The following is a 21,211-nucleotide window of genomic DNA, read 5'->3' on the forward strand; positions in this document are numbered from 1 at the left end:
AAGATACTGACAATATCTTGCGCGGAAGAGAGTCGAAATTAGGCGGCGCAAACCAAGATTTGCTATTGAAAAAAAACGCGTTTTTTGCTATACTAAAAACAGATTTTTCGCGGGCAGATACCGAACGCCCGCTTTTTTACTGTATTCAGGGTGTATCGGAAAACAAGTTTACGGCTTTTCAAATGCACCCTAAAGGGGCTTATTTTAGGACGCATGAGACGTATGAATTAAGGAAGGGGAATGACCATGAAGAAAATCGGTTTTGACAGTCAGAAGTATATCGAGCTGCAGTCTGCGCGTATTCGCGAGCGCATTGACCAGTTCGGTGGCAAGCTGTATCTGGAATTCGGCGGCAAGCTGTTTGACGATTTCCACGCTTCACGCGTGCTGCCGGGCTTTGAACCGGACAACAAGATCAAGATGCTTTTGGCGCTGAAAGACCAGGCGGAGATTGTCATTGCGATCAACGCGAACGACATTGAGAAAAACAAGCGCCGCAGCGACCTTGGCATTACGTATGACACGGATGTCATCCGTTTGATTGATATTTTCCGCGGCTTCGGCTTATATGTGGGCAGCATCACGCTGACGCAGTACGCAGACCAGCCCTCCGCGGCGATTTTTGAGCAGCGCATGAAGACACTGGGGCTGAAGGTCTACCGCCAGTACCGCATTCCGGGGTACCCCTCCGACGTGAAGCTCATCGTAAGCGACGAGGGCTACGGCCGCAACGACTACATTGAGACGACGCGCTCCCTTGTTGTGGTGACGGCGCCGGGCCCGGGCAGCGGCAAAATGGCAACCTGCCTTTCGCAGCTTTACCACGAGCACAAACGCGGCATTAAGGCGGGCTACGCGAAGTTTGAGACCTTCCCCATTTGGAACCTTCCCTTAAAGCACCCGGTGAACCTTGCCTATGAAGCGGCGACGGCTGACCTGAATGATATGAACATGATCGACCCGTTCCACCTTGAGGCGTACGGTGAGACAACTGTAAACTACAACCGCGACATTGAAATCTACCCCGTGCTGCGCGCAATGTTTGAGCAGATTTACGGCGAATGCCCGTACGCGAGCCCGACGGACATGGGCGTGAACATGGCGGGTCTGTCCATCATCGACGATGAAGTGTGCCGCGAAGCCTCGAAGCAGGAGATTATTCGCCGCTACTTTAAGACGGCGTGCCTTGTGCGCCAGGGTCTTGCTTCCGAAGCGGAATTACAGAAAATCGAGAACCTGATGCGCCAGCTGAAGTTGGAGCCGGAGAACCGCCCGGTCGTGCTCGCAGCATTGAAGCGCGCGGAAGCGACAGGACAGCCTGCGGCAGCTTTAGAGCTGCCGGACGGCACGATTGTGACGGGGCGCACATCGGAATTGCTGGGTGCTTCCTCTGCGTTGACACTGAACGCTTTGAAGATGCTTGCAGGCATTCCGCACGAGGTGAAGCTCATCTCGCCGACGGTCATTGCGCCTATTCAGACGCTGAAAACCGACTACATGCAGAGCCGAAACCCGCGCTTGCACACCGATGAGATGTTGGTGGCGCTCGCCATCAGCGCAGCGACCGACGAAAACGCGATGCGCGCCATGCAGAAGCTGGACGAGCTGAGCGGCTGTGATTTGCACTCCAGCGTAATCCTCGGCTCGGTAGACGACAGCGTATTCAAACGCCTTGGCATCAACGTGACGTGCGAAGCAACGTATGAGGACAATAACCTCTACCACAAATAATCCTTCTTGTAATATAAAACCGCTCGAAGCCGTAAAGCCCGAGCGGTTTTTGTTATAGGAATTTTCGGATTTAAATTGTAAAATATTGGCCGGTAATGATCTTTTGCACAAGATTCGAAATTTTGCGGCTATCCGTAAAATCATCCTTGCGAATAGCGTAAACCACCATACTGATGATCGCGCCGGCAAGAAATGAAATGGCGTAATCACGATCTTCGTGGTCATAAGCGTGGAAAATATTGTCCAAATGCAGGAGATACGCTTCCGATTTTTCGCGAGCCAATGTATCCAGACGATTGTCGACCAGAAGACTGAGGAGTTTTTTCTGCTCCACAAAACACTCCATAATAGAATCACATAGACTGCGAAGGGTGTAAGCGCGCTTTTCCTCAATGAACCGTTTACGGTATTCTTCAAAAAGCTGGTCGAGCCGACGCCCAATGACCTCTTCCTTATTTTCAAACAGCGAGTAAAACGTCTGGCGTGAAACGCCGGCGTGGGCACAAACGGCTTTTATCGTGATTTTTTGAAACGGCTCTTCCTCCATAAGTGCTAAAAGTGCCTCTGTGATGAGGTTCTGCGATTGCAGCGCCGTTGGATTTTTTCCCTGATACATAGACATTCCCTCCTGTTTCGTCAATATTTTCACTTAACTTGGACAAATGTCAAATTGACAAGTGTCAATGGTTCATATTATAATGACTTTATAAGAGGTTGTCAAGACGAGACTCTCGGCAAAATTGTGAATTTTTTGTGGCGCGAAATTTTTGGGGAGTGTGTGGAAAACATGGAAGTGCGCGACGCTTTATATATTATTTTCGGGTATCTGCTGGGCAGTATTTTGTTTGCGCGGCTCGGTGGGCTGATCTTCAAAAAGACAGACATTATGGCGGAAAGCCCGGACAAGAACCCGGGCACAATGAATGCGTTTACATACGGCGGGTTCCGGTGCGGCGTGTTTACGTTGTGCGGCGACCTGTTAAAGGGCTTTTTTCCGGTCTTTTTGTACCGCAGCGGAGAACTGCCCGAAAACCCGCTGATGCTCTCTTTTGTGATGGCGGCGCCGGTCTTGGGCCATATTCTGCCGTTTTATGACATTAAGCACGGCGGCAAAGGCATTGCGGCAACGTTTGGGTGCTTTTTGGGGCTGCTGCCGCACTGGATCCCTCTGTGCGTTTTGGCGGGCATCTTCATTTTCTTTTCGTGCGTTGTTAAAATTAACCCGAACTATTACCGCACAGTGGCGACGTATATCCTGGCGGCCATTTGCACGGTTTGGCTGGAGCCAAACCGCTATATCGTCTTCGGCTTTTTGCTGATTGCGGCTTCGGTGCTCGCAAAGCTCTTTATGAGTGCCGAGGAAAAAGAACACTTTGAGGTGAAACTTGCATGGAAGCACTGATTTTATCCTGCAGCACGGGCGGCGGGCACAACACGGCGGCACAAGCGGTTTTTGAGGCGCTGACGGAACGCGGGCACCACGCCGTGCGCATGGACCCGTACACGCTGGTGAGCGAGGAGCTTGCAAATAAAGTCGGGCAGACCTATATAAAGTTGGTACAGAAAAGCCCGAAGCTGTTTGGCGCGGTCTATGACCTCGGCAACGCGTACCGTAAGCTGCCGGGACGCTCGCCGGTGTACCACATCAACGGAAAAATGGCGCCGTACATGCAGAAATACCTTGCGGAACACCTAACGGACGTGATCGTCTGCACGCATTTGTACCCGGCGGAGATTCTGACACACATGCGGCTAAACGGCATGGAAACGCCGCCGTTTGTGTTTATTGCGACGGACTACACTTGCATTCCGTTTACGGAAGAATCGGACTGCGACTTGTACGTGACGCCCTCCCCGCTTTTGAGCAACGATTTCACCGGGCGAGGCATTCCTGCGGAAAAATTGCGGCCGCTTGGCATCCCGGTGCGGCTGGATTTTTCCGATGATACCATCACGAAAGACAGAGCGCGGGAAGCGCTTAACTTGCCGAAAGACAGGCGCACGCTGCTGCTTTCCGGCGGGAGCATGGGCGCAGGGTCAATTATAAATGCCGTGCGGGCACTGCTGCCGTATTTGGAGCAGAATGCAGACTGCGACCTTAACATTTTGTGCGGCAGCAATGAGGCACTGTTTGACAGCGTGGAGGCTGAATTTACAAAAAACGGGCAAATCACGCCGATGCACAGCACGGACAAGATGGCGCTGTATTTGAAGGCGAGCGACGTGTTTATCTCGAAGCCGGGCGGACTTTCATCTACGGAGAGCGCCGCGGCGGGCGTGCCGCTTGTGCACATTTCTCCGATACCGGGGTGCGAAAGCCGCAACGCGGAGTTTTTCGCCAAAGAGGGTATTGCCGTAAAGGTGGAAAACACAGAAGCAGAGCTTTTGGCAGCTGTGGAAAAGCTTTTGGAGCCGAGAAACGCGGAAGAGATGCGAAAACGGCAGAGAGCGGTTATCAATCAAAATGCAGCCATAGATATTTGCGAGCTGTTGGAAACGGTAGCACAGTGATGACGCAAAACGTGGGTTAAAAGTTTTTGATCGACCTTTTTTGAAAAAAGGTCGCGGATTCTTAGGGCTGAGCCCTAAGCCGAACTCCGCAGAGTTCGGAATACTTTTGCCTAACTCAAAACTAGGAAGGTAGATTTGAACGTCCGGGGGACGTTCAAATTGTAGGGAACCCAGTTGCATGGTTCCCTGAAAGAGCGGCTTTGCGCCGCTCTTTTTATATACACAGTTTTTTTCTAAGTGAAAGGTACCGTGAAGTTCATTAGCACGCTGTATCACTTCCTTTCCCTCTGTCAGAGGGAGCCGACATAAAAAGAGCCACTGTGATTACTCACAGTGGCTCTTAAACACCTTAAATTTAGAAACGATCGCGCTTGACGTAAGACGTATGCAGCAGCTCGTGTGCCTTATGGCAGCCGGGCTCGCCGCCCATCCATTCGTAGCACTCCTTGACGACGGGGTTCAGGTGGCTCTTTCTGAGCGTCTTGGCCGCGTCCTCATCGTAGAGGGCTTTTGCACGCAGGGCCTTAATGTCCGTGAAGCTGCGAACCGTAGACGGCTGAATCGGCTGGCCGCCGCCGTTTACGCAACCGCCCGGGCAGCACATGACTTCCACGATGTGGTAGTCGGCTTCGCCGCTTTCGATCTTCTTGAGCAGCTCGTTTGCGTTATTCAGACCGCTGACGACAGCGACCTTGACATCCATGCCGGCAACCTTGTAAACAGCTTCCTTGAAGCCCTTCGTGCCGCGAATCTCTTTGTACTCGATGTTATCATGGTCGACGCCCTCAAGCACATCAGCTGCGGTACGGAGCGCTGCTTCCAGAACGCCGCCCGTCGCGCCGAAGATCGTAGCTGCGCCGGTGGAAACGCCCATAACCGGGTCAAAATCTTCTTCCGGCAGTCTTGCGAAGTTGAGCTGTGCCATCTTGATCATGCGGGCAAGCTCGCGGGTGGTAATGGAGATATCAACGTCCGGCACACCGGCTGCGTCTTCGTCGTCACGGTTGATCTCGAATTTCTTCGCGACGCACGGCATGACGGAAACGGAAACGATGTTGTTCGGATCGATGCCTTCTCTTTCCGCAAACCACGTTTTGATGAGCGCACCGGTCATCTGCTGCGGGGACTTGCAGGTGGAGAGGTTTTCTGTGAGGTTCGGGAAGTAGTGCTCGCAGAACTTGACCCAGCCCGGAGAGCAGGAGGTGATGATCGGCAGCTTGCCGCCGTTCTTCACGCGGTCAATGAACTCGTTTGCTTCTTCCATGATGGTCATATCGGCACCGAAATCGGTATCGTAGACCTTATCGAAACCAAGGCGGCGCAGAGCTGCGACCATCTTGCCTTCTACGTTTGTGCCGATCGGCATACCGAACTCTTCGCCGAGCGCTGCGCGCACAGCCGGAGCCGTCTGCACGACAACGACCTTTTCCGGATCGTTGATGGCATCGATGACCTGCTGGGTATTGTCCTTTTCGGTGAGGGCACCCGTCGGGCAGGCTACGATACACTGGCCGCAGGAAACGCAGGCCACTTCGCTGAGCGGCATCTCAAATGCGCAGCCGATCTCGGTATCGAAACCGCGGTTGTTCGCGCCGATGACAGCGACGTGCTGCTGCTGGCAGGCTGCCACGCAGCGGCGGCACAGGATGCACTTTGCATTATCTCTTTCGAGGTGCAGGGTGCTGTAATCCTTTTTGCCGGCGGGAACGGCGCCTTCGTAGCGGTTCTCGCTGTCGATGCCCATATCGTTGCAGAGCTTCTGCAGCTCGCAGGTGCCGCTTCTCTTGCAGGAGAGACATTTGCGGTCATGCACGGAGAGCAAGAGCTCCAGTGTCATTTTTCTGGATTTCTGAACCTTCGGCGTATTGGTGAAGACCTCCATGCCCTCGTTTACCGGGTACACGCAGGCGGCAACAAGCGATTTTGCGCCCTTAACTTCGACCATGCACATACGGCATGCGCCGATCTGGTTGACGTCCTTCAAGAAGCAAAGGGTGGGAATGTCGATTCCGGCTTCTCTTGCGGCTTCGAGGATCGTGCTGCCGGCAGCGACCTCGTAGGACATGCCGTTGATCTTAATATTTACCATATCCATGCTATTCTCAACTTCCTTCCTTACTTCTTTTCGATGGCGCCGAACTTGCACTTTTCACGGCAGACGCCGCACTTGATGCACTTCTGCGTATCGATGACATGCGGCTCACGGACGGTGCCGGAGATGGCGCCGACCGGGCAGTTGCGTGCGCAGAGCGTGCAGCCCTTGCACTTGTCCGCATCGATGACGTAATTCGTGAGGGCCTTGCAGGCGCCTGCCGGGCAGCGATGCTCGGTGACGTGCGCAATGTACTCATCACGGTAATACTTGAGTGTGGAAAGAACCGGGTTCGGCGCTGTCTGGCCGAGACCGCAGAGGGAATTTTCCTTAATGTAGTAGCAGAGCTCTTCGAGCTTATCGATGTCTTCGAGTGTGCCCTTGCCGCTTGTAATCTTGTTGAGGATCTCAAGCAGGCGCTTCGTGCCGACACGGCACGGGGTGCACTTGCCGCAGGATTCATCGACCGTGAACTCAAGAAAGAACTTTGCGATATCGACCATGCAGGTCGTTTCATCCATAACGATGAGGCCGCCGGAGCCCATCATGGAGCCGATGGCGATGAGGCTGTCATAATCGATAGGTGTATCGATGAGGGACGCCGGGATGCAGCCGCCGGAAGGACCGCCGGTCTGTGCAGCCTTGAACTTGTGGCCGCCCGGGATGCCGCCGCCGATTTCTTCGACAACTTCACGCAGGGTGGTACCCATCGGAACCTCAACAAGGCCGGTATTGTTAATCTTGCCGCCGAGTGCGAACACCTTGGTGCCCGCGCTCTTCTCTGTGCCGATGCTGCGGAACCACTGCGGCCCCTTGAGGAAGATCTGCGGGATGTTGGCATACGTCTCAACGTTATTCAGAACGGTCGGCTTCTGGAACAGACCTTTGAGTGCCGGGAACGGCGGGCGGCATCTCGGCTCGCCGCGCTTGCCTTCGATGGAGGTCATGAGCGCGGTCTCTTCGCCGCACACGAATGCGCCGGCGCCGAGGCGGATCTCAAGGTCGAAATCAAAGCCGGAATCGAAGATATTTTTGCCAAGCAGGCCATACTCTCTCGCCTGGTTGATGGCAATCTGGAGACGGTGAACCGCGATGGGGTACTCTGCACGGATGTAGATGTAGCCCTGCGTTGCGCCGATGGCGTAACCGGCGATAGTCATGGCTTCGATGACGCTGTGCGGGTCGCCTTCCAGAATGGAACGGTCCATGAATGCGCCCGGGTCGCCCTCGTCGGCGTTACAACATACATATTTCTGATCGGCATCGTTTGCCGCTGCGAATTTCCACTTAAGACCGGTGGGGAAGCCTGCACCGCCACGACCGCGGAGGCCGGAATCGAGCATGGTCTGAATGACCTGCTGGGGCGGGATCTTCTCCGTGAGAATCTTGCCGATTGCCTGATAGCCGTCGAGCGCGATGTACTCATCGATCTGCTCCGGGTTGATCACGCCGCAGTTGCGCAGTGCGACACGCATCTGCTTTGCGTAGAACGTGGTCTCGTTAAGGGATTTTGTAGTGTTTTCGTCAACGACCGTCTCCTTGTAGAGCAGGCGGCGAACGATACGTCCCTTGAGCAGGTGCTCTTCAACAATTTCCGGGACATCTTCCGGGGTGACGCGGCTATAGAACGCGCCCTCCGGGTATACGATCATGATCGGGCCGAGTGCGCACAGACCGAAGCAGCCGGTACGAACAACGTTGACTTCCTGATCCAGACCTTTGGCGCTGATTTCCTCCTTCAGCTTTTCAATGATCTTTTCGCTGTTCGAGGACGTGCAGCCCGTACCGCCGCAGACCAGAACATTGGAACGAAACATAGTTTTACCTCCTTATTTCTGATTTGCACCGATGGTGTATTCCGTGACGACATTGCCGTTGACGATGTGATCGTTGACAACGCGCAGTGCCTTTTCCGGTGTCATTTTTACGTATGTAGTCTTGGTGCCGTTTTCATCGATAACTTCGACGATCGGCTCGAACTGGCAGATGCCGATGCAGCCTGTCTGCGTGACCAGGACGTCGTGAAGCTCGCGTTTGTTGACCTCATCCGAGATGGCGGTGAGAACCGGTCTTGCGCCTGCTGCGATACCGCAGGTAGCCATGCCGACCAGAACACGCGTTTTCGCTTCGGAATTTTCGCGGACGTTGACCGCCATTTTTGCTCTATCTCGAATTGCCTGAAGTTCAGCTAATGATTTCATGTGGCTTTTCCTTTCTGCGCCTTGCGCATTGATACTACGAGAGCTGCTTAAGCTCTTCCTCCGCCTCTGCAAGATACTCCCGAATCCACGCCGATACCTCGGGCTCCGTAAACGGAACGCCCTCCAGCTGCTCGCGCAGCGTACGGGTATCGAGGGTGATCTCTTTTTCTTCAACGCTGTGAGTAAAGAGAAAATCGAGTTCGGGATTGCAGGTGATCAAAAGATGGATAACGGACGCGATGTCCCCGAGGGGGATCATATCGACATGCGAGGGACGAAACACAGCCGTGACTTTGGTGCCCTTGCCCTTTTCGGAATCAATCTGAAACGAGCCGCCCGTCATTTCCGCTTCCATTTTGAAAAGCGGCACGCCAAGCCCAACCTTGCGGGTAGTGCGTGTGGTGAAAAACGGGTCGATGACGCTTTTGACCTGCTCCGCACTCATGCCGCAGCCGTTATCCGTTATCGTGATGGTTAAGGTGTCGTGCTTTTTCGATTCCGCGACCTGCACCGTGATAAGCGATGCGCCCGCGCGAACGGAGTTCTGCACAATGTCCATCACATTCAACGAAAGCTCGCGCATGGCTTACGCTGTGTATTTTGCAAGAATCTTATCCACGTCCTCGGGAACGAGACGGCCGTAAACGTCTTCGTTGACGGTGAGGACCGGCGCAAGGCCGCAGGCGCCGATGCAGCGACATGCGGTGAGTGAGAACACGCCATCCGGCGTACATTCCTCCGGCTGGATGCCGAGCTTTGCAACGAGACGGTCGAGAACCTTATCTGCGCCCTTAACGTAGCATGCGGTGCCGAGGCAAATGGAAATGTTGTACTTACCCTTCGGAGTGAGCGAGAACTGAGAATAGAACGTGGAAACGCCGTAGACCTCTTCGAGAGATACATCGAGACCGCGTGCAATCTCCTTCTGCACTTCGATCGGCAGGTAGCCGTAGATATCCTGCGCCTTGTGCAGTGCAGCCATGACGGCGCCTTTTTCATTCTTGAGGCTCTCGATGACTGCGAGGAGCTTCTCATGCTGCTCGGGAGTATCGGTAAACGGAATGGTACTGATACGCTTTTGCATTTTATTTCCTCCCTGATAAAATTAAGTTTAAATTCAGGTATGGTTCGGTCTGCGCCCCTATTGGGCGAAGAGCTTTCATACATCTTTATGAATTATATCAAAATCGACATACATAATAATTCTAAAAAAGAATTAAAAACGAAAGTTTGTCAAACCCATGACGAAATTTTTGTCAGTTCTTTTAGCGTACAGCACAAAAATTTCGTTTTCAGGCATTTGTTAAAGTATACAAAAACAGTATAGATTTGCCGTGAAAAGGTTGAAATATCACTCATTTTATCGATATTTTATATCGATAAAAGTATATCTATTCCGTTTTTACCAGATTTGCAAAAGTTAGAAACAGCTAATTTTCAAAAGAGCGAGATTAACGAAATTTTATGCAATTTAACGAAAGTCCGGCGATTTAGCCATGTTGGTAAAAATGACGAAAGCTGTGCGTTATGCGAAATTCGCATAGCACACAGCTTGGCGTTTTTTTCTTATAAAGCCTGAAATTTACCTGCACCGAACCCACGCAGCACATCTAAAAGCGCTTTGGCGGTTTTTTCCGGCAGCTCCACCGTTTGGTGTTCTTCGGGCATCAAATGCAGGTAATGCGCGTCAGAGCTGCGCAGAAGCACCATGCTTTCGAGCTCCGGGTGCAGAAGCCGCTGCTGTGCGGCATCGGCAGTAAGGGACAGCTCTGCTGCGGAAAACTGCGCTTCCGGCGGGATAGCACCGAGCGACGCAGTGACGCTGTACGCGTCTTTATCGACATGCGCGGGAAACGCCACGCCGTTAAACTCTTTCACGAGCGCCTGCACGTCGTTGATGCTGATGTCTGTTGCGGTAATGAGAAGCTCGGAAATTTCTCCGATCTTCTCGTCGTTTTCGTTTAAGACCCACTGCTCGCCGAAAATTTCCGGGCGGTTCGGCACCTTTGGAACGTGCGCACAGACGTATTTATCGAACGCGAGCGCGTCCTCGACCGTTTCAAACAGACAGACGACGTGTGCTTCTTCGGCGGTGCAGAGTTCCATACCGGGAATGACGAGCACGCCCGCGGCCTGCCCCACCTTTACGGCAGCGGGCGTATTGCGACAGGTATTGTGATCCGTAAGCGCGATGATGTCGCAGCCGAGCAGCGCCGCCATGTTGACGAGGTTGTTCGGCGTCATGTCCGTATCGCCGCACGGAGAAAGGCACGAGTGCAGGTGCAGGTCGTACCGATAGCTGTTCATACATTCACCCCAGTAATGAAGCGATTTTGAGCGCGGTTTCAAAGGCAGGCAGGGATGTACCGTACACGGCGATTTCCTGCTGCTCGGCACGCGCTTTGGCATCTGCATCCAAAGCGGCATCTTCCACAAGGATGATGCCTGCGGTATCGGCAAGCGATGCGACCGCGATGGCGTTGACGTTGCCCATAACAGTAAGCCACGCGTCGTCCGCTTTGGCTCTGCCCATGACCCAGCTTAAAAGATCGCCGCAGTAGCAGCCCTTCACTTCGCGCGTTGTATCTGTATTTTCGGTCAAAAGCTTCCAGCCGAGTGCTTCGGCCATTTCCTCTATCTGCATTTTACTTCCCCCTATTCGTCATCATTTGTGCGTTTGCCGCCGTCAAGGTCTAAATTTGAGAGCGAATCCGCAAAACGGCGGATCTCCTTGCGCAGGATGAACACGCAGTCTTCCTTGCGGCAGCTTCCGCGCACGGTGTCCTCCGCAAAGGCACGGCAGCTCGGTGCACCGCACGCGCCGCAATCGAGCCCCGGCAGCTCCGCTTCCACCTTGTCGATCTCCATCATCATTTCCATGGCGCGGGAAATATCCTCCGAAAGCGTTAAAACATTGGAAAACTCCAGCCCGCTGCCCCAGTTCATTTCCTCCGGGACGGTTTTGTTTTTCTCCAAGTGATTCTGCGAGACGGGCAGATATTTGCGCAATCTTTGCAATCTTGCAATGGCGACATACGGGTTTTCGACGCACAGCACGCCGCCGACGCAGCCGCCGGAGCAGGCGTTGAGCTCGATGAAATCCAGCTCACCGATGCGTTCGTCTTCAATCTCCTCCAAAACGCGGATGACGTTTTCGATGCCGTCCGCCGCGAGATATTTTTCTTTTAACAGCGCCGAGGATTCGCCGCCGGAGGTCGCCCAGCTGACACCGATAATGCCGGAATTTGAGAGCGATTCGAGATCTTTTGGCGTGAGCTTATCCATGCGGCTTGAAAGCTGCGGGAAAATTTCGCTGATGGCGATGGCGCCGTCTACCTCCGACTTTTCGATGCCGATGGGCATGCGAATATCCGTAACCTTTGCGGGACACGGCGTGATGAAAAAGCAGCCGATCTGCTCTTTCGGCAGGCCCGTTTTCTGCATGGCCTGCTGCTTTGCAATCCTTGCCGCAGTCTCCATGGGCGACAAAAGCGGCAGAACGTGGTCGCAGAGATCCGGGAAGCGGACGCGGATTAAACGCACGACAGCCGGACAAGCCGAGCTGATGACGGGGCGCTGCAAGGTGCCGGCATCCATCAGGCGGCGGGTAGCCTCGCTGACAAGCTCTGCCGCGCCGGAAACCTCCATGACGTCATCGAACCCAAGCTTTTTAAGGCCGGATAAAACATAATCCTGATCGTCCAAATTATTAAACTGCCCATAAAGAGACGGTGCGGGCAGCGCGATTTTATATGTAAACTTTTCCAGCATGGAAAGGTGGTCATGCTTTGCACGCTTTGCGTGGTGCGGGCAGATGCGGATGCACTCTCCGCAATCGATACAGCGCTCGCTCATGATGACCGCTTTGCCGCTGCGCACGCGAATGGCTTCCGTTGGGCAACGCTTGATGCAGTTTGTGCAGCCTACGCACTTGCTTTCATCGAGCGTGACCGAGTGGAAAAAAATACCCAATCTAACGCGCCTCCTCCATTATCCTATGCAGAGCTTACGATTTTTCGCTCTGCGCGTAAACGACCATTTTGAGCGTGGTGCCCTGCCCCACGACCGAATCAATCGTCATTTCGTCGGAATACTTCTTCATGTTCGGCAGGCCCATGCCGGCGCCAAAACCAAGCGACCGCACGTTATCCGGCGCGGTGGACCAGCCCTCCTGCATGGCCTTTTCCACGTCTGCGATGCCGGGACCGTGGTCGGTGAGCACGATGACAACCTTATCCGGGTCCACGTCCACATTGGCTTCGCCGCCGCCCGCATGGATAACCATGTTGATTTCACCCTCGTACATGGCGATGGAAACGCGGCGAATGGCAGATGGGTTATAGCCGAGTTTCTTTAATTTATGCTTTACATCGCCCGAAGCTTCGCCTGCGCGGGTAAAATCATCGCCGGGGACTGAATACCGAAGTTGCAGCATACTCATGATACGTCACACCCGCCTTCTAATCCTTTTTCGTATAGGAGGCCGCACGCCGTGAACATTCTGTACGGCGTTGCGAGAATGGTGATGTCCTTTTGCCGTGCGAGCGACAACACGGTCTCATCCGGGCGCTTGCCGCGCACAAAGATGATGCAGTGCATATCCATCATTTCCGCCGTGCGTACCACCTGCGGATTGACAAGGCCCGTGAGCAGCACGGACTGATCCTTGACAAACGCCAGCACATCGCTCATCATATCGCTGCCGCATGCGGTTTTGACCTCTTCCTGAAGGTCGCCCTCCGCCAGTATTTCCGCCTTTAAAATGTTGACAATATTCTGTACCTTCATGAAAGCTTCACCCTTTCGCCGAGTTCGGACACGGGTCTGTTTGCTCTTTTTGAGCCTAAAGTGTCCTTGTATTCTGTTATTATACAAAAAGATTTCCAAAAAATCAATCCGTTATGGAAAATGTTCTGTACTTTTAGATAGTTTTTAAAGTGTTTTTTTGCCGCGTTTTTTGCCTTGCGGCCGACAAATGCGGACTTGTCAGCAGAAGGTGGACAATTTATTTGTATTTGTGCATGGGGCACGAACGAAATGCAGCATTCGATATTTGTCCACCGATTAGATACACCTGTTTTTATTCCAAAAACAAATTTATACTTGACATTTGCGTTTTGCTGTATGTATAATAGGGGAAACTTTACCATGGTGCTATAAGAAATCACGGTAAAGCAAGGCAAATCTATTTTATTATCCGGTGCGATTTAACGCGCCAAAGAAAGGAAGATCTTACTATGAACCGTGTGTACAACTTCTCTGCCGGCCCCTCTATGCTGCCGGAAAGCGTTCTTCTGAGAGCCGCTGCCGAAATGCTCGACTATGAAGGATCAGGCCAGTCCGTGATGGAGATGTCACACCGATCTAAGGTCTATGACGCGATCATCAAGGGCGCGGAAAGCCTTCTGCGCGAGGTGATGGAGATCCCGGATAACTACAAGGTGCTCTTTTTACAGGGCGGCGCATCCTCGCAGTTTGCGATGGTGCCGCTGAATTTGATGACGAAAAACTGCAAGGCCGACTATGTGCTCTCCGGCCAGTTCTCCACAAAAGCGTATAAGGAAGCCGCGCGATTTGGCGACTGCAAAGTGGTGGCATCCTCGAAAGAGCAGAATTTCAGCCGCATTCCCGACCTTGATCCGAAGGAGTTCCGCCCGGACGCGGACTACTTCCATATCTGCATGAACAACACGATCTACGGCACGGTGTTCCATGCGCTGCCGGAGACGGGTGACGTGCCGCTTGTGGCGGATATTTCCTCCTGCATTTTAAGCCGACCGATCGATGTTTCGAGATTCGGCGTTTTGTATGCGGGCGCGCAGAAAAATGTAGCCCCGGCAGGCCTGACTATTGTCATCATCCGCGAGGATCTCATCGGCGAGCCGCAGGAAAAAACGCCGACGATGTTCATGTATAAGACGCACGCGGAAAGCGACAGCATGTACAACACGCCGCCGTGCTACTCCATTTACATGTGCAAGCTCGTTTTGGAATGGCTGAAAAACGAAGTAGGCGGGCTGAAGGCGATGGAAAAACGCAACGTGGAAAAGGCCGCGCTGCTCTATGATTTCCTCGACCGCTCAAAGCTTTTTAAGGGCTGCGCCGAAAAAGAAAGCCGTTCCATTATGAACGTGACATTTGTGACGGGCGACAAGGATTTAGACGCAAAATTCGTGCAGGAAGCTGCCGCTGCGGGCTTTGTGAATCTAAAGGGACACCGCAGCGTGGGCGGCATGCGCGCGTCTATCTATAACGCAATGCCGCGCGAGGGCGTGGAGAAGCTTGTTCAGTTTATGGAGAACTTTGAAAAGGAGAATGCCTGATGCACAACATACTTTGCCTCAATAAGATCAGCCCGCTCGGCACCGACCGTTTGGGCAAAAACTATACATACGCTGCCGAAATTGAGAACCCGGAGGGCATTTTAGTGCGCTCCGCCGCCATGCACGACATGGAATTGCCCAATAGCCTGCTTGCAATCGCGAGGGCAGGCGCGGGCGTGAACAACATTCCCGTGGAAAAGTGCGCGGAAGCCGGCATTGTGGTGTTCAACACACCCGGCGCAAACGCCAACGCCGTGAAGGAGCTGGTGCTGGCGGCACTGCTTTTGACGTCGAGAAAAATTGTCCCGGCAATCGAATGGGCGCAGACACTAAAAGGCACGGCAGACATTTCGAAACAGGTTGAAAAAGGAAAATCCGCGTTTGCGGGGCCGGAAATTCTCGGCAAAAAGCTGGGCGTGATTGGTCTTGGCGCGATCGGCGTACTCGTTGCGAACGCCGCACAAACGCTCGGCATGCAGGTATACGGCTTCGACCCGTTCCTTTCCGTGGACGCTGCATGGAACCTTTCGAGCGACATTGTGAAGGCCGCTTCCGTGGATGAGATTTTTGAAAAGTGCGATTACATTACAATACATGTACCGCTAAATGACTCGACACGCGGACTCATAGGCGCGGACGCTTTGAAAAAAGTGAAAAAAGGTGCGCGCGTCTTAAACTTCTCGCGCGGGGCGCTCGTCGATACCGACGCGATGTTGACGGCGCTTGCAGACGGCAATGTTGCCGCGTATGCGACGGACTTCCCGGATGACGCGCTGCTCGGGGTCGAAAACGTCATCGCGATCCCGCACCTTGGCGCTTCCACGCCGGAAAGCGAGGATAACTGCGCTGTGATGGCCGCAGAGGAGCTGAAGGATTACATTGAAAACGGCAACATCCAAAATGCCGTCAACTTCCCGAATATTTCCATGGCACGCGGCGCGGACACACGCATTTGCCTTGCGCACAGAAACATTCCAAATACCATCGGTTCGTTCACACAGGTGTGCGGTGAAGCGGGCATCAACATTGAGAACATGCTCTCGAAATCGCGCGGCGACTGGGCATACACCATTTTGGACGTTACGGGCGACGTGACGGAGGACGTGCGCGAAAAGCTGGCGGCACTTTCGCCGGTTGTAAGGGCAAGAGTGATAAAGTAAACTTTACTTCGCCATTCGCGGACAGGAGACCGAGAAAAAGACAGAGGATAGCGTGACAAGGCACGAACCGGCCGTTTTAAGCCGAGCCAAAAGCGCGACCTTTATTTCTGTGATTTTGCAAAACAACAAAAACACGGTGCAGCTTCATTTCGGCTGCACCGTGTTTTTTGAGTTTACGGATAATGCTGTTCAGTTTTGCTCCTCCACGGCGCTACCCAACAAGAGGGCGGCGATGCACTGCACGATCTCTTTGTCGCTGGCATCTTCGGGGATGGCACTCCAAAACGCGCGGGCTGCGGCATTTGAAGAATTCTTCGCCGTGCGAAGGGCTTTGCCAATCTCCTCGCGGACCGTTTCACCGTCTACGCCGTGTTTGGCTGCTACGCGCAGCATCAATTCCTGTTCACTCAAAATCTCTCATCCTTCCTGATCCGGCCCGGCAGCCCCGCTGTACTTTTAGAGCGGAGGCTGTCGGATGGGTGGTAAATCTGTCAGTAATGCCATTATAGCAAGGGGGTCTTGAAAGTTCAAATAGAATCGTTCGCGCGTTTTCGACGGAAATTGACAGGTTCCTTTTCACCTTGACAAAAGGTGTGCGGGTTTTTGCGAAAAAGCCGAAATTGTTACGAAAAGTTCATATTTTGACGCACAGGAAAACAAGAGAAAATCAGGTATCGGAGGTGTTGCCCGGCATCTGCGGAGGCGTGCCGCCGTTACCATTCGGCATTTGGCCGCCCATACCGCCGTTTGGAGCCCGACCACCCATATTGCCGGGGCCGCCGCCAAAGCTGCCCATACCCGTAGCGCCGCTGACAACGCCGGAGCAGGTCTCGCTCGCGGCTTCTGTACCGTTTACATAGACTGTATACGTTTCGCCCTCGGTGATGTCCGGCGTGCTGAACATGACATTCATAAAGCTCTTCGGAGCCACGGCGGAAACGAGCGTGTTGCCGTCCGCGCCCTTCACTTCTACGGTGTCACCCGCGCTGCCGGTGCAGCTGACGCTGATCGTGTTCTGTTTGGAATCCGTTGTGGGGGTCTTCAGCATGCCGGAGCTGCCTGTGCCGAGCACAACGCCGCCGTTGATGGTAAACACGCCGTCGCAGTCAAATGTGCCGTTACCGTCACCGGTGGGGCCGCTGACGTACACCGTACCGCCGTTAATCGTAAGCGCACCGTTGGAATCGAGCCCGTCGCCGGAGGCGTTGACGGTGAGCGTGCCGCCGTTGACGGTGAGCGTATCTGCACCCGCGGTGCCAAAGCCGCCGTCAACGGCGCTGCCTGCAGCATTCAGACCGTCGTCGCTTGCGGTGACATTGATCGTACCGCCGTTGATGGTGAGGTCGATGGCTTCAAGGCCCTCGCAGGACTCTTCCACCACGATGGTGCCGTCCTCGATTGTAAGGGTGTTATCTGCGTGCAGGCCGTCGTCGCCGGACTTTACGGTGATACCGCCGCCTGAAACGGTCATCGAATCGTTGCTGTGCAGGCTGTCGTCTGCGGAATCGACCGTGACGGTGCCGCCGGTGATGTCGAGCGCGGCTTCGGCCTTGATGCCCTTTGTAGACAGGGTTTCGTCCGCCGTTGTATTCTGTGCGCCGCCAAACATAGCATTGCCCGTTTTTTGCTCTCCATTCGCGCTGCCGCCGCCTGCGGTGACATTTACTTCGCCCGCGGAAATGAGAACACCGGTCTCCGCCTGAATGCCGTCCTGCTCGGCGGTGATGTTCACAGTGCCCCCGCCGATATAGACATAGCCTTTATCGGCCTCGGATTTGGTGGACTTGATGCCGTTGCCGGAAGCCGTGATATGGACGGTGCCGTCCTTAATGAGCACAGCGTCTTTGCCGATGAGGCCGTCGTCCGCCGAAGTGATATTCAAAACGCCGCCGGTGATTTTCAATTTATCTTCGCTCGTGATGCCGTCATTTGCATTGGAGTTGACGTTCAGCACGCCCGTGCCGTTAACGGAAAGGTCGCATTTGGCGAAAACCGCGGCGGTAAGCTCATCGTCGCCGTCCGTACCGGTGATAGTATCGGTCACGGTGCTTTCGGTGTTTTCGGGCAGGCTGATAATGACTTTATCGGCGTTTTTCGCGTAGATAGGCGCAGTCGTTGTGCAGGTGATGCTCGCGTTTTCGAGCACAAGGCGCACATCATCCTCGTCGCCGGCATCAATGATGACCTGGCCGTCCGTGAGCGTGCCGCTGAGAACATACATGCCCGCTTCCGTAATGGTGACCGTGCTGCCGGAAACCTTAACGCCGTCTGCTTCCTTTGGCGCGGAAAGGTCGATCTTCACGGTGTCTTCCGTACTGTAATCGATGTAGAAATCCTTATTTTTGAAGGAAAGATTTGCTTCGATGACGGAGCCGATGGTACCGTTCATCGCGCCGCCGGTAGAATCGGTCTCGTCTGCACCGCTTTCCTCAGAGGTGCTGGCCGTGCTCACGGTAGAGGAAGCGGAAGATACGGACGTAGACGATGTGGTCGACTGTGTGGAGGCACAACCCGCTAAGATCAGTGCGGAGAGAATGACAGCAAAGCGCAGGGTGTGTTTTTTCGTGGATAAACGATTCGGTTTCATAAAGGAAGGCTCCTTTCTTTACAGTTGTTCCACGGGAGTATGCGGCTGGCCGCAGCGTACTTCGAGATTGCCGTTGCGGCAGCGAAGCGCATCGAGAAATTCTTTTTCGTTACGGTCGTCCGCAAGGCGCACGCGATAGTGCAGCTTATAGAGGCTACCGAGGCTTGCGGTCTTGACTTCCGTAAGCTCTGCGTGGGTGGTGTATTCTTTGAAAATATCGTCGAACACCTCGGTGTAATCGAGCGATTCAGGGATGGTGATGCTAAGCTCTTTTTCGCCGCTGCGGTCTGCACCGATATGGAAGAAAACGAGCAGATACAGCACGGCGCACGCAATGACCGTGAAGAGCACGGAGAGCGCAATATAGCCGCTGCCGCAGGTGAGACCCACGGCCATGGCAACGAAGATGACGGAGATGTCTTTGGCGTTACCGGGTGCGGAGCGGAAACGGACAAGGCCGAACGCGCCGGCGACCGCAACGCCCGTGCCGACGTTGCCGTTGACGAGCATAATGACGGTCTGCACGGCAAACGGCAGTAAAATGACGGCGAGCACAAGGCTTTGCGTAAAGCGCGTGCGGCGCGTATACGTAAACGCGATGAGCGCGCCGCAAAGCAGCGCAACGAGAGAGCAAATCAAAAACGAAGATACGGTGATACCGGACGAGGTGAGGCTTGCAAACATGGTTTCCATGGGAATATCCTTTCTGAAATCAAATGAATTATTTAGGATGCATGCACGATGTGCGTGCCGTGGGTGTTATAGGCACTGGCATATTTAGAAAACGACGCGGGGTAAATTCTAAAGCGGCTCAGCATATCGGTGAGCCATGTGGGGAGACCGCCGCCGGCTTTGATTTCCATCAGCGTTTCGCCGGGCTCTAAAAGCAGTTGCCCATCGTCCCCCTGACGCAGGTCGGTATTTTCTTCTCTAAAGCGTATGTTGGTATCGAATGTGATGCGCAGGCCGCTGTCTTCGCGGCTGTAAAGTGCCACGCGGTCATAGCACAGCGCCATGGCGGACTTTAAATCGCCGTAATAGTGCAGTGACCACGCAATCTCTTTTGCAATCTGGCTGTTCTCTTTCGGCGCTTTGCCGTTTACAAGCCAGTCATACGCTTCGCCGTAGGGCATCACGATGCGGCGCTTGTAGACAATGCCCTGATATTTTTTCTTCAGCTCCACAAACGACGGGCTTTCCGCTTTCGGCACGCCGTAGGTACGCAAACGCAGCTTTTCTTTATAGACGGGCTTTTCGCCCGAAAGTCGCGCCAGCAAATGATTCGGGGTGTCAAAGTAAATGTTGCATATGGTGGAGCGCCCGTATTCATCGGGGCGCATATACGGCTCCAAAACCGCCCAGAGCGCCTCAAACTGTAAGGAATCGAGCAGATATTTTTGCTCTACGCGCTCAAATATGCCGGTATAGTCCGCCATGGCTTTCGCCCTCCTCTTTGTTTTGTTTCTTAAATTTTACTTACAAAATGTGATGAAAAGGTGATTACATTTTGAGCGTTAGCGGAGAAAACCGTGCAAAAGCAGGTGCTGTGCACCGTTCCTACAAAAACAGGTGTGTTCTGCTGTGCAAAAAGTCCATTGCGCCGCACATATACAAATGATAGAATGAGATAAACGCGTTTCTATGGAAAAACGCAACTTTGGGAGGATCTGTATGTACACACTCGATTATTTAAATTGCTTTATTGAAAACCTTGATCTGCCGGAAGCGAGCCGCGCTTCTCTGCGCGAGAACTGCGAGACGCTCGTGACGACACCCGGCGCGATTGACGAGCTGGTCTCTGCCGAGACGCTGCTCTTTAAAGATTACGGCATTGACGGCGCATACGGCGCGGAATGGAAGCCCATTGTGCCGCACATGGACGCGCTTTCGGAGCGGACAGGGCTGCACCGCCACGTGGTGGATTTCCTGTTCCTTGCGCTTGCAAGCGAACGTCTGCGCGAAAATTACAGAGCGGCGGGCCTGACGGACGAGCTGTTCTGGGACACCATCGCCGACCTGAAATTCAAGCTCATCGAGTGCCACGACGTATACGACATTTGGGGCACATTCGTCGCAAGCTGGTACCCGTGGTTCTACACGATGCACCGCTTTAAGCTGGGCCGTTTGCAGTATGAGGCCGTACACTTCTCCGGCGACACGCTCGTGACGGTCGGCGGTTACACGGTAAATCCCGGTGACACGGTTTACAACATGCACATTCCGTCCTGCGGTTCTTTGAACCGCGCGGCGCGCATCGAATCTTATAAAAAAGCCTACGAATTTTACAAAAAAGACCTCGATGGCAAGCCGATGGTATTCTGCTGCCACTCCTGGCTTTTGTTCCCGAAGAACCGCGAAATTCTGCCCGAGACGCTCAATACGGTCGATTTCATCGGTGACTTCTATATTTACGACAGCGAGGAATACGATGTGTTCCACGACAAGTGGCGTGTGTTCGCAAAGGACTTTGAGAAGCCGAACAGCGAGCTGCCGGAGGACACCACCCAGCGCCGCTGTTTTAAAAAATGGCTTCTGGACGGCAAAAAGACCGGCGCGGGCGCGGGCATCTTTATTTACGACGGCAAGGAATTCATCAAATAAGTAAA

21 protein-coding genes are annotated in these 21,211 nt (G+C 53.8%); 6 read left to right on the forward strand and 15 right to left on the reverse strand.

The window, feature by feature from the left end:
- The first annotated feature begins 246 nt into the window (after positions 1–246).
- Positions 247–1,731 carry a DUF1846 domain-containing protein gene (locus ACI0CA_RS13705; RefSeq protein ID WP_395590297.1) on the forward strand — a complete coding sequence of 495 codons (1,485 nt, stop codon included), beginning with the start codon at positions 247–249 and terminating at the stop codon, positions 1,729–1,731.
- A 70-nt stretch (positions 1,732–1,801) separates the two neighbouring features.
- Here ACI0CA_RS13705 and ACI0CA_RS13710 read toward each other — a convergent pair whose 3' ends face one another.
- Positions 1,802–2,347 carry a TetR/AcrR family transcriptional regulator gene (locus ACI0CA_RS13710; protein ID WP_417401789.1) on the reverse strand — a complete coding sequence of 182 codons (546 nt, stop codon included), beginning with the start codon at positions 2,345–2,347 and terminating at the stop codon, positions 1,802–1,804.
- Between the two features lie 171 nt (positions 2,348–2,518).
- On the opposite strand from ACI0CA_RS13710, the gene ACI0CA_RS13715 reads away from it, so the two are divergent.
- The gene (locus ACI0CA_RS13715; protein WP_412379004.1) at positions 2,519–3,133 is read left to right on the forward strand and encodes a glycerol-3-phosphate acyltransferase; all 615 of its coding nucleotides are present in this window, start codon (positions 2,519–2,521) and stop codon (positions 3,131–3,133) included.
- The gene (locus tag ACI0CA_RS13720; protein ID WP_446806717.1) at positions 3,121–4,242 is read left to right on the forward strand and encodes an MGDG synthase family glycosyltransferase; all 1,122 of its coding nucleotides are present in this window, start codon (positions 3,121–3,123) and stop codon (positions 4,240–4,242) included. Before ACI0CA_RS13715 ends, ACI0CA_RS13720 begins: the two co-directional genes overlap by 13 nt.
- 355 nt (positions 4,243–4,597) lie before the next feature.
- On the opposite strand, the gene ACI0CA_RS13725 is transcribed toward ACI0CA_RS13720, so the two are convergent.
- The 10 genes from ACI0CA_RS13725 to ACI0CA_RS13770 all read right to left on the reverse strand — a co-directional run bounded on the left by ACI0CA_RS13725 (position 4,598) and on the right by ACI0CA_RS13770 (position 13,323).
- A complete protein-coding gene (locus ACI0CA_RS13725; RefSeq protein WP_417074287.1) occupies positions 4,598–6,337 on the reverse strand; it encodes an NADH-dependent [FeFe] hydrogenase, group A6 in 1,740 nt (579 codons plus the stop codon).
- Positions 6,338–6,357: 20 nt separating this feature from the next.
- Positions 6,358–8,151: an NADH-quinone oxidoreductase subunit NuoF gene (gene nuoF, locus ACI0CA_RS13730; protein WP_308448638.1), complete on the reverse strand. Its 1,794-nt coding sequence runs from the start codon at positions 8,149–8,151 to the stop codon at positions 6,358–6,360.
- A gap of 12 nt (positions 8,152–8,163) precedes the next feature.
- Positions 8,164–8,535, reverse strand: a complete 372-nt coding sequence (locus ACI0CA_RS13735) for a (2Fe-2S) ferredoxin domain-containing protein (RefSeq protein WP_308448637.1) — start codon at positions 8,533–8,535, stop codon at positions 8,164–8,166.
- A gap of 34 nt (positions 8,536–8,569) precedes the next feature.
- Complete coding sequence (locus ACI0CA_RS13740; protein WP_308448636.1) at positions 8,570–9,118, reverse strand: ATP-binding protein; 549 nt, start codon at positions 9,116–9,118, stop codon at positions 8,570–8,572.
- A gap of 3 nt (positions 9,119–9,121) precedes the next feature.
- A complete protein-coding gene (locus tag ACI0CA_RS13745) occupies positions 9,122–9,619 on the reverse strand; it encodes an NADH-quinone oxidoreductase subunit NuoE family protein (RefSeq protein ID WP_176820865.1) in 498 nt (165 codons plus the stop codon).
- Positions 9,620–10,101: 482 nt separating this feature from the next.
- Positions 10,102–10,842 (reverse strand): PHP domain-containing protein, encoded by a 741-nt coding sequence (locus tag ACI0CA_RS13750; RefSeq protein ID WP_308448635.1) that lies wholly within the window; start codon positions 10,840–10,842, stop codon positions 10,102–10,104.
- A 4-nt stretch (positions 10,843–10,846) separates the two neighbouring features.
- Positions 10,847–11,179, reverse strand: a complete 333-nt coding sequence (locus tag ACI0CA_RS13755) for a hypothetical protein (protein ID WP_308448634.1) — start codon at positions 11,177–11,179, stop codon at positions 10,847–10,849.
- Positions 11,180–11,190: 11 nt separating this feature from the next.
- Positions 11,191–12,507, reverse strand: a complete 1,317-nt coding sequence (locus ACI0CA_RS13760; protein WP_308448633.1) for a [Fe-Fe] hydrogenase large subunit C-terminal domain-containing protein — start codon at positions 12,505–12,507, stop codon at positions 11,191–11,193.
- A gap of 34 nt (positions 12,508–12,541) precedes the next feature.
- Positions 12,542–12,976 carry an ATP-binding protein gene (locus ACI0CA_RS13765; protein WP_308448632.1) on the reverse strand — a complete coding sequence of 145 codons (435 nt, stop codon included), beginning with the start codon at positions 12,974–12,976 and terminating at the stop codon, positions 12,542–12,544.
- Positions 12,973–13,323 (reverse strand): DRTGG domain-containing protein, encoded by a 351-nt coding sequence (locus ACI0CA_RS13770; protein ID WP_308448631.1) that lies wholly within the window; start codon positions 13,321–13,323, stop codon positions 12,973–12,975. The genes ACI0CA_RS13765 and ACI0CA_RS13770 overlap by 4 nt, the downstream gene beginning before the upstream one ends.
- Before the next feature lie 449 nt (positions 13,324–13,772).
- Here ACI0CA_RS13770 and serC point away from each other — a divergent pair, with 449 nt between their 5' ends.
- Positions 13,773–14,858, forward strand: a complete 1,086-nt coding sequence (gene serC, locus ACI0CA_RS13775) for a 3-phosphoserine/phosphohydroxythreonine transaminase (RefSeq protein WP_419486500.1) — start codon at positions 13,773–13,775, stop codon at positions 14,856–14,858.
- On the forward strand, positions 14,858–16,018 hold the full coding sequence (locus tag ACI0CA_RS13780; RefSeq protein WP_446806716.1) for a phosphoglycerate dehydrogenase: 1,161 nt from the start codon (positions 14,858–14,860) through the stop codon (positions 16,016–16,018). The genes serC and ACI0CA_RS13780 overlap by 1 nt, the downstream gene beginning before the upstream one ends.
- Before the next feature lie 189 nt (positions 16,019–16,207).
- On the opposite strand, the gene ACI0CA_RS13785 is transcribed toward ACI0CA_RS13780, so the two are convergent.
- The 4 genes from ACI0CA_RS13785 to ACI0CA_RS13800 form a co-directional block, all read right to left on the reverse strand.
- Positions 16,208–16,429: a hypothetical protein gene (locus tag ACI0CA_RS13785; RefSeq protein ID WP_176820873.1), complete on the reverse strand. Its 222-nt coding sequence runs from the start codon at positions 16,427–16,429 to the stop codon at positions 16,208–16,210.
- Between the two features lie 256 nt (positions 16,430–16,685).
- Positions 16,686–18,605 carry a carbohydrate-binding domain-containing protein gene (locus ACI0CA_RS13790; RefSeq protein WP_446806715.1) on the reverse strand — a complete coding sequence of 640 codons (1,920 nt, stop codon included), beginning with the start codon at positions 18,603–18,605 and terminating at the stop codon, positions 16,686–16,688.
- 18 nt (positions 18,606–18,623) lie between these two features.
- Positions 18,624–19,298, reverse strand: a complete 675-nt coding sequence (locus ACI0CA_RS13795; protein ID WP_446806714.1) for a DUF4956 domain-containing protein — start codon at positions 19,296–19,298, stop codon at positions 18,624–18,626.
- A gap of 32 nt (positions 19,299–19,330) precedes the next feature.
- Entirely contained in the window at positions 19,331–20,041 is a 711-nt protein-coding gene (locus tag ACI0CA_RS13800; protein ID WP_308448627.1) for a polyphosphate polymerase domain-containing protein, read from the reverse strand.
- 235 nt (positions 20,042–20,276) lie between these two features.
- Between ACI0CA_RS13800 and ACI0CA_RS13805 the strand changes: the two genes are divergently transcribed.
- Complete coding sequence (locus ACI0CA_RS13805) at positions 20,277–21,206, forward strand: acyltransferase domain-containing protein (protein ID WP_308448626.1); 930 nt, start codon at positions 20,277–20,279, stop codon at positions 21,204–21,206.
- The last annotated feature ends 5 nt before the right edge of the window (positions 21,207–21,211 follow it).

Source organism: Hominenteromicrobium mulieris, assembly GCF_046197855.1.
GTDB lineage: Bacteria > Bacillota > Clostridia > Oscillospirales > Acutalibacteraceae > Hominenteromicrobium > Hominenteromicrobium mulieris.

Bases quoted from the DNA above. Each gene is read 5' to 3' on its own strand.
- ACI0CA_RS13705 (WP_395590297.1), top strand. From the start codon at position 247: ATGAAGAAAATCGGTTTTGACAGTCAGAAGTATATCGAGCTGCAGTCT.
- ACI0CA_RS13710 (WP_417401789.1), bottom strand. From the start codon at position 2,347: ATGTATCAGGGAAAAAATCCAACGGCGCTGCAATCGCAGAACCTCATC.
- ACI0CA_RS13715 (WP_412379004.1), top strand. From the start codon at position 2,519: ATGGAAGTGCGCGACGCTTTATATATTATTTTCGGGTATCTGCTGGGC.
- ACI0CA_RS13720 (WP_446806717.1), top strand. From the start codon at position 3,121: ATGGAAGCACTGATTTTATCCTGCAGCACGGGCGGCGGGCACAACACG.
- ACI0CA_RS13725 (WP_417074287.1), bottom strand. From the start codon at position 6,337: ATGGATATGGTAAATATTAAGATCAACGGCATGTCCTACGAGGTCGCT.
- nuoF (WP_308448638.1), bottom strand. From the start codon at position 8,151: ATGTTTCGTTCCAATGTTCTGGTCTGCGGCGGTACGGGCTGCACGTCC.
- ACI0CA_RS13735 (WP_308448637.1), bottom strand. From the start codon at position 8,535: ATGAAATCATTAGCTGAACTTCAGGCAATTCGAGATAGAGCAAAAATG.
- ACI0CA_RS13740 (WP_308448636.1), bottom strand. From the start codon at position 9,118: ATGCGCGAGCTTTCGTTGAATGTGATGGACATTGTGCAGAACTCCGTT.
- ACI0CA_RS13745 (WP_176820865.1), bottom strand. From the start codon at position 9,619: ATGCAAAAGCGTATCAGTACCATTCCGTTTACCGATACTCCCGAGCAG.
- ACI0CA_RS13750 (WP_308448635.1), bottom strand. From the start codon at position 10,842: ATGAACAGCTATCGGTACGACCTGCACCTGCACTCGTGCCTTTCTCCG.
- ACI0CA_RS13755 (WP_308448634.1), bottom strand. From the start codon at position 11,179: ATGCAGATAGAGGAAATGGCCGAAGCACTCGGCTGGAAGCTTTTGACC.
- ACI0CA_RS13765 (WP_308448632.1), bottom strand. From the start codon at position 12,976: ATGAGTATGCTGCAACTTCGGTATTCAGTCCCCGGCGATGATTTTACC.
- ACI0CA_RS13770 (WP_308448631.1), bottom strand. From the start codon at position 13,323: ATGAAGGTACAGAATATTGTCAACATTTTAAAGGCGGAAATACTGGCG.
- serC (WP_419486500.1), top strand. From the start codon at position 13,773: ATGAACCGTGTGTACAACTTCTCTGCCGGCCCCTCTATGCTGCCGGAA.
- ACI0CA_RS13780 (WP_446806716.1), top strand. From the start codon at position 14,858: ATGCACAACATACTTTGCCTCAATAAGATCAGCCCGCTCGGCACCGAC.
- ACI0CA_RS13790 (WP_446806715.1), bottom strand. From the start codon at position 18,605: ATGAAACCGAATCGTTTATCCACGAAAAAACACACCCTGCGCTTTGCT.
- ACI0CA_RS13795 (WP_446806714.1), bottom strand. From the start codon at position 19,298: ATGGAAACCATGTTTGCAAGCCTCACCTCGTCCGGTATCACCGTATCT.
- ACI0CA_RS13800 (WP_308448627.1), bottom strand. From the start codon at position 20,041: ATGGCGGACTATACCGGCATATTTGAGCGCGTAGAGCAAAAATATCTG.
- ACI0CA_RS13805 (WP_308448626.1), top strand. From the start codon at position 20,277: ATGTACACACTCGATTATTTAAATTGCTTTATTGAAAACCTTGATCTG.